At 72.1% G+C, this 6,608-nt stretch carries 7 protein-coding genes; 3 read left to right on the forward strand and 4 right to left on the reverse strand.

Going from position 1 to position 6,608, the window contains the following annotated elements; genetic code table 11:
* Nucleotides 1-331 precede the first annotated feature (331 nt).
* The gene (locus ABZ885_RS13150) at nt 332-658 is read left to right on the forward strand and encodes a WhiB family transcriptional regulator (protein WP_360187126.1); all 327 of its coding nucleotides are present in this window, start codon (nt 332-334) and stop codon (nt 656-658) included.
* A gap of 74 nt (nt 659-732) precedes the next feature.
* Here ABZ885_RS13150 and ABZ885_RS13155 read toward each other — a convergent pair whose 3' ends face one another.
* From ABZ885_RS13155 to groES, 3 genes are all read right to left on the reverse strand, one after another.
* Complete coding sequence (locus ABZ885_RS13155) at nt 733-1,761, reverse strand: LysR family transcriptional regulator (protein ID WP_360187128.1); 1,029 nt, start codon at nt 1,759-1,761, stop codon at nt 733-735.
* A 168-nt stretch (nt 1,762-1,929) separates the two neighbouring features.
* Nucleotides 1,930-3,558 carry a chaperonin GroEL gene (gene groL, locus ABZ885_RS13160; protein ID WP_360187130.1) on the reverse strand — a complete coding sequence of 543 codons (1,629 nt, stop codon included), beginning with the start codon at nt 3,556-3,558 and terminating at the stop codon, nt 1,930-1,932.
* Nucleotides 3,559-3,674: 116 nt separating this feature from the next.
* On the reverse strand, nt 3,675-3,980 hold the full coding sequence (gene groES / locus ABZ885_RS13165; protein ID WP_014136232.1) for a co-chaperone GroES: 306 nt from the start codon (nt 3,978-3,980) through the stop codon (nt 3,675-3,677).
* Nucleotides 3,981-4,240: 260 nt separating this feature from the next.
* Here groES and ABZ885_RS13170 point away from each other — a divergent pair, with 260 nt between their 5' ends.
* On the forward strand, nt 4,241-4,555 hold the full coding sequence (locus ABZ885_RS13170) for a hypothetical protein (protein WP_360187132.1): 315 nt from the start codon (nt 4,241-4,243) through the stop codon (nt 4,553-4,555).
* Between the two features lie 17 nt (nt 4,556-4,572).
* Nucleotides 4,573-5,748 (forward strand): class I SAM-dependent methyltransferase, encoded by a 1,176-nt coding sequence (locus ABZ885_RS13175; protein ID WP_360187134.1) that lies wholly within the window; start codon nt 4,573-4,575, stop codon nt 5,746-5,748.
* A gap of 30 nt (nt 5,749-5,778) precedes the next feature.
* Here ABZ885_RS13175 and ABZ885_RS13180 read toward each other — a convergent pair.
* The coding region (locus ABZ885_RS13180; protein WP_360187136.1) for a polysaccharide deacetylase family protein at nt 5,779-6,608 on the reverse strand (830 nt) is incomplete at its 5' end.

The following is a 6,608-nucleotide window of genomic DNA, read 5'->3' on the forward strand; positions in this document are numbered from 1 at the left end:
GTTACCGATCAGCCGCATCGCGGTGCACACGCCGCACTTTTGTGCAGCTCGCGCGCGGTCGGCGTACGACCCGCACACCGGTCCGGAGCGCCGCGCGCCCGTCGGCCACCCGATTGCCACGTCTGCGCCCGCCGGAGTCCATGCCCACTTTGCCCGTTTTTATAGCTTTCGTATGGTCATTGACTGTTGTGCCACTCTGTGGGTGACTTGTCCATGGAGTTGCCTTAAGTCATATTTCCAGGTGTCCACACCAGCGCATCGAAGCCCCGCCGTGCCGCCCAGTCCGCTGGCGGCCGGCCGCCGGCCGACGAGCCTCTGAAGGGAATGAGCCATGGCAGATTTCTCCCGCCTCCCCGGCCCCAACGCCGACCTCTGGGACTGGCAGCTCTCCGCGGCCTGCCGCGGCGTGGACAGCTCGCTCTTCTTCCACCCCGAGGGCGAGCGCGGGGCCGCGCGAAGTTCGCGCGAGGCCAGCGCCAAGGAGGTCTGCATGCGATGCCCGGTACGCACCGAGTGCGCCGCGCACGCGCTGGCGGTCCGGGAGCCTTACGGCGTCTGGGGCGGCCTGACCGAGGACGAGCGCGAGGAGATGATGGGCCGCTCGCGCAACCGCCTGGTGGAGGTTCCGCTGACCGCGCCGACGGGGCTGCAGCGCTAACAATCCACCCGGGCCACGCCGTGGAGAAACGTTTCTTCGCGGCGCTTCAGGGCGCCCGCCCGGGTGAACCGGGGTCAGCGCCCGGCGGCCGCACCCGCCAGCCGCTCCAGCATCAGCGACACGGCCGGCACCTCGGCCAGGTCCGGCAGGGTCAGGGCGACCACCTGCCGCACCGCCGGCACCCCCGACGCGGTCCGCAACGGCACCGCCGACACGCCGTCAGGGCGCACCGACTCCAGCGCCAGACCCGGCAGCACCGCCACCCCGAGCCCGGCCGCCACCAGGCCGACCACCGCCGGGTAGTCGTCGGTCGCGAAGTCGATCCGGGGCTCGAAGCCCGCCCCCGCGCACAGCTCCACCAGGTGGCCCCGGCACTGCGGGCAGCCGGCGATCCACTGCTCCCCGGCCAGCTCGGCCAGCTCCACCGGGCTGCCCCCGCCGTTCCCGCCGTCCCCGCCGGCCCGCCCGGCCAGCGGGTGCGCGGCGGGCAGCAGGCCCACCAGCGGGTCGTCCAGCAGCGGGGTGACCACCAGGTCGGACCAGTCGGCGCCGGCGCTGAGCTGCTGCGCCTCCAGGTTCGCCTCGGCCCGCGCCTCGCGCGGGGTGCCGTGGGCGGGCGAGGGCGCCGCCGGCGCGCCGCCGGGGGCCTGCGGGTAGCGGAAGGCCAGCGCGACCTCGCACTCGCCGCCGCGCAGCATCGCCAGCGACTCCGGCGGCTCCGCCTCGACCAGCGACACGCGCACCCCCGGATGGCTGTCCCGCAGCCGGGCGACGGCGGGCGGCACCAGGGTGGAACTGGCGGTGGGGAAGGAGACCAGCCGCACCCGCCCGGCCCGCAGCCCGGCGATCGCCGCCACCTCCTCCTCGGCGGCCGAGAGGCCGGCCAGGATGCCGGTGGCGTGCTTGAGCAGGACCCGACCGGCCTCGCTCAGCTGCATGCCGCGCCCCGAGCGGACCACCAGCGGGGTGTCCACGGACTTCTCCAGGGCCTTCATCTGCTGGCTGATGGCGGGCTGCGTGCAGCCCAGCTCGCGGGCGGCCGCGGAGAAGGAGCCGGTGCGGGCGACGGCACGCAGGACGCGCAGATGGCGGGCCTCGATCATGCCTCAGTTATAAGGCAAGCTTTGCCGTCCGCAAAATTCTGCTGATAACTGGACTCCCACCAGCAGCGTACGCCGAACTGCCGCGGAACACCGGAAGGCCCGGCCCGCACCCCGTGGGGTGCGGGCCGGGCCTCCGGCTGCCGGGCGGGCCGGCGGACGCAAGGGGCGTCAGTGCGAGTGGCCGTGACCGCCGTGCGAGTGACCGTTGTCGGCCTCCTCCTCCTTCTTCTCCACCACGAGGGTCTCGGTGGTGAGCAGCAGGGAGGCGATCGAGGCGGCGTTCTCCAGCGCGGAGCGGGTCACCTTGACCGGGTCGATGACGCCGGCCTTGACCAGGTCGCCGTACTCGCCGGTGGCGGCGTTGTAGCCCTGGCCGGCCTCCAGCTCGGAGACCTTGGAGGTGATGACGTAGCCCTCCAGGCCGGCGTTCTGGGCGATCCAGCGCAGCGGCTCGTGCAGCGCCTTGCGGACGACCGCGACACCGGTCGCCTCGTCGCCCGACAGGCCCAGGCCGCCGTCCAGCACCTTGGCGGCGTGGACCAGGGAGGCGCCACCACCGGCGACGATGCCCTCCTCGACCGCGGCGCGGGTCGCCGAGATGGCGTCCTCCAGGCGGTGCTTGCGCTCCTTCAGCTCCACCTCGGTGGCGGCGCCGACCTTGATGACGCAGACGCCGCCGGCCAGCTTGGCCAGGCGCTCCTGCAGCTTCTCGCGGTCCCAGTCGGAGTCGGTGTTGGCGATCTCGCCCTTGATCTGGGCCACGCGGCCGGCCACGGCCTCGGTGTCGCCCGCACCCTCGACGATGGTGGTCTCGTCCTTGGTGATGGTCACGCGGCGGGCGGTGCCCAGCACGTCCAGACCGGCCTGGTCGAGCTTGAGGCCGACCTCCTCGGAGATGACCGTGCCGCCGGTCAGGGTGGCCAGGTCGCCCAGGATCGCCTTGCGGCGGTCACCGAAGCCCGGGGCCTTGACCGCGACCGCGTTGAAGGTGCCGCGGATCTTGTTCACCACGAGGGTGGACAGCGCCTCGCCGTCGACGTCCTCGGCGATGATCAGCAGCGGCTTGGTGGCGCCGCCCTGCAGGATCTTCTCCAGCAGCGGCAGGAGCTCCTGGATGGAGGAGATCTTGCCCTGGTTGATCAGGATGTACGGGTCCTCCAGGACCGCCTCCTGCCGCTCCGCGTCGGTGACGAAGTACGGCGACAGGTAGCCCTTGTCGAACTGCATGCCCTCGGTGAAGTCCAGCTCCACGCCGAAGGTGTTGGACTCCTCGACGGTGATGACACCGTCCTTGCCGACCTTGTCGATCGCCTCGGCGATCAGCTCGCCGACCTGGGTGTCCTGCGCGGAGAGGGACGCGACGGCGGCGACGTCGTCCTTGCCCTCGATCTCGCGGGCGACGGACAGCAGGTGCTCGGAGACGGCGGCGACGGCCTTGTCGATGCCCTTCTTCAGGGCGGCCGGGCCGGCACCGGCGGCGACGTTGCGCAGACCCTCGTTGACCAGGGCCTGGGCCAGCACGGTGGCGGTGGTGGTGCCGTCACCCGCGACGTCGTTGGTCTTGGTGGCGACCTCCTTGACGAGCTGCGCGCCAAGGTTCTCGTACGGGTCGTCCAGCTCGACCTCACGGGCGATGGTGACACCGTCGTTGGTGATGGTCGGGGCGCCGAACTTCTTGTCGATGACGACGTTGCGGCCCTTGGGGCCGATGGTCACCTTGACGGTGTCGGCCAGCTTGTTGACACCGCGCTCCAGCGAGCGGCGGGCGTCCTCGTCGAACTGCAGGATCTTCGCCATGTTCCCTATTCCCTCGGGGCTGCGGCCGTCAGGATGGCCGCTCGACTACGTGAACCAACAACCACGCCCCGGGCCCCTGTCACTTGGGACACGGATCCGGGGCGGGCTGGAACGTCTTACTTCTCGATGATCGCGAGGACGTCGCGGGCCGAGAGGACGAGGTACTCCTCGCCCTGGTACTTCACCTCGGTGCCGCCGTACTTCGAGTACAGGACGATGTCACCGACGGCGACGTCGAGCGGCAGACGCTGGCCGTCCTCGAAGCGGCCCGGGCCGACGGCCAGGACGACGCCCTCCTGGGGCTTCTCCTTGGCGGTGTCCGGGATAACCAGGCCGGAGGCCGTGGTGGTCTCGGCGTCGAGCGGCTGGACCACGATGCGGTCCTCGAGCGGCTTGATGGCAACCTTGCTGCTGGTGGTCACGTCCGAGCTCCCCTTCGGAGATTACGGGGTTTTCTAACGGGTAGGTGGCGAACCTGCGGGCCTGCCGTCGCGGGGGTCAGACACGCGTCATCGCGTTAGCACTCACCATGGGGAGAGTGCCAAGGACGACCATAGGCCGCGGTTAGCACTCAGTCAACCAGAGTGCCAACGACGCGCCCGCCGTTTCCGGGGGGCGGGGCGTGCACGGGATGAGTAGCCGTACTCATGTGCGGTCCGAGAGCGCGCCGCAGACTCGTTCCATGACCCACACTCCGGTGCGCATCGGCCCGTCCCGGCCGAAGGACGCCCTGCTCGCGCTGCTGCTCCTGCCGGTGCTGGGAGCCCTCCCGCTCGCCGCCTTCTGGGCCGCCGGGGCCGCCGCCGAGGCCGCGGGCGGCAGCACGGACCAGATCCTGTGGGCCGGCGGGCTGTCCGCCCTCGTGATCGGCTACGGGGTGCCCGTCGCCGTCGTCGTCCGCGGCTGGCGGGCCGGGTACGAGTACCTGGCGGTCGCCGCCGGGGTGGCGCCCTTCGTGCTGCCGGTCTGGGGCTGCGCGGGCCTCCCCGGGCTGTGAGCGGCGAGAATGACCCCGTGGACACCGAGAACCTGCAGCCCCTGCTGACCCCCCGGGGGCAGTCCCTGCTCGCCGAACTGCGCGAGTTCGCGCCCGAGGACGAGCTGGCGCTGGCCACCCGGCTGCGGCGGGAGCACCCCGCGGAGCTGGTGTCGGCGGCGTTCGGGCAGGCGCGGCTGCGGCAGCGGGCGCGGGCCAAGTTCGGCGCGGACGCCGACCTCATGTACTTCACGCCCAACGGGGTCGAGCAGTCCACCCGCCGCAGCGTCGCCGAGTGGCGCGCCCGGCGCTTCGCGGACCTGGGCGTGAAGCGGCTGGCCGACCTCTGCTGCGGGATCGGCGGGGACGTGCTGGCGCTGGCCCGGGCCGGCATCGAGGTGCTGGCCGTCGACAGGGACCCGGCCGCCTGCGCGGCCACCGCCGCCAACGCCGCCGCGCTGGGCCTGGCCGAGCTGGTCGAGGTGCGCTGCGCGGACGTCGCCGAGGTGGACGTCACCGGCTTCGACGCGGTCTTCACCGACCCGGCCCGCCGGACCTCGCGCGGCCGGGTGTTCGACCCCGAGGCGTACGCCCCGCCGCTCTCCTGGGCGATCGAGACCGGGCGGCGCACTCCCGTCGGCGCGCTGAAGGTCGCCCCGGGCATCCCGCACGAGGCGGTCCCGGCGGACGCCGAGGCCGAGTGGGTCTCCGACCACGGCGACGTCAAGGAGGCGGTGCTCTGGTTCGGCGCCCGCGCCGACCGCCCGCACCGGGCCACCCTGCTCCCCGCGCAGGCCAGCCTCACCGGCGGCGACCTGCCCGACCCTCCGGCCGGCCCGGTCGGCCGCTACCTGTACGAGCCGGACGGCGCGGTGATCCGGGCCCACCTGGTCGCCGAGGTCGCCGGGCAGGTGAACGGCCGGCTGATCGACCCGAAGATCGCCTACCTGACCTCGGACGAGCTGGTCGCGACCCCGTACGCGCACGCCTTCGAGCTCACCGACGTGCTGCCGTTCCACATCAAGAAGCTGAAGGCGCTGCTGCGCGAGCGCGGCGTCGGCACGGTGGTGATCAAGAAGCGCGGGATGGCGATCACCCCGGAGGAGCTGCGCCGCCAGCTGAAGCCGAGCGGCCCGAACACCGTCACGGTGATCCTCAGCCGCACCGACCACGGGCCGCTGATGATGCTCGGGCAGCCCGTACAGGCCTCCTAGGACGGGCCGCCCGGGCCCGGGGACGCGCCGTCAGGACGCGGGCGCCTGGATGTAGTCCTCCAGTCGGGCCACCGCGAAGCCCTGCTCCTGGATCCGGGCCAGCAGGTCGCCGAACATCTGGGTCATCGTCGCGCCCTTGAGCTCCTTCGGGCCGCGGAAGTGGGCGAGGATGATGTCACCGGGCTTCAGCTTCTTGTCCGCCGCCTGGTACTGCATGTCGTGGATCTGCATCGACTCGCGCCAGAGCACGATCGCGCGCGGCCCGCACTGCTGCACCGAGCCGTTCAGGGCCGGGGTGTTGGCGCCGTCCCCGAACGGCGGGCGGAACAGCAGCGGCGCGGCGCCGTACTGCTGGGTGAGCGCCGACTGGGCGTCACAGATCTCGGACTTCTGCTTCTCCGGCGCGATCTTGCTCATCACCGGGTGGTCCACGGTGTGGTTCTGGACGTGGTTGCCGAGCGCCTGGAGCGGCTTGAAGTAGCCGTAGTTGTCCTTGACGATGTCCCGGGTCAGGAACATCGAGACCGGCACCTTGAGGTCGGTCAGCATCTCGACGAACTTCGGGTCCTTCTCGGCGCCGTCGTCGATGGTGATGAAGACGACCTTGTCGGCGGTCTTCACGTCGCTGAACACCGGTACCGGACCGGTCCGTTCGAGCTTGACCGGCTTGTCGGCCGGGGCAGCGGGGGCGGCCGGCAGCGGCTTGAGGTTCCACTTCGCCCAGGCCGCCGCGTCCCCCGCGGCGGGCGCGGCACCGGGCGTGGTGGCCGGGGCCCGGCCGGTCGGGGACGCCGCGGCTCCGGAGGGCTGGACCGCGGCCGGGGGCGTGCTGCCGGCCGAGATAGGAAGAGCGTCTTGTT

Source organism: Kitasatospora sp. NPDC047058 (genome assembly GCF_040643935.1).
GTDB lineage: Bacteria > Actinomycetota > Actinomycetes > Streptomycetales > Streptomycetaceae > Kitasatospora.

Bases quoted from the DNA above. Each gene is read 5' to 3' on its own strand.
- groL (WP_360187130.1), bottom strand. From the start codon at position 3,558: ATGGCGAAGATCCTGCAGTTCGACGAGGACGCCCGCCGCTCGCTGGAG.
- ABZ885_RS13155 (WP_360187128.1), bottom strand. From the start codon at position 1,761: ATGATCGAGGCCCGCCATCTGCGCGTCCTGCGTGCCGTCGCCCGCACC.
- ABZ885_RS13170 (WP_360187132.1), top strand. From the start codon at position 4,241: ATGACCCACACTCCGGTGCGCATCGGCCCGTCCCGGCCGAAGGACGCC.
- ABZ885_RS13150 (WP_360187126.1), top strand. From the start codon at position 332: ATGGCAGATTTCTCCCGCCTCCCCGGCCCCAACGCCGACCTCTGGGAC.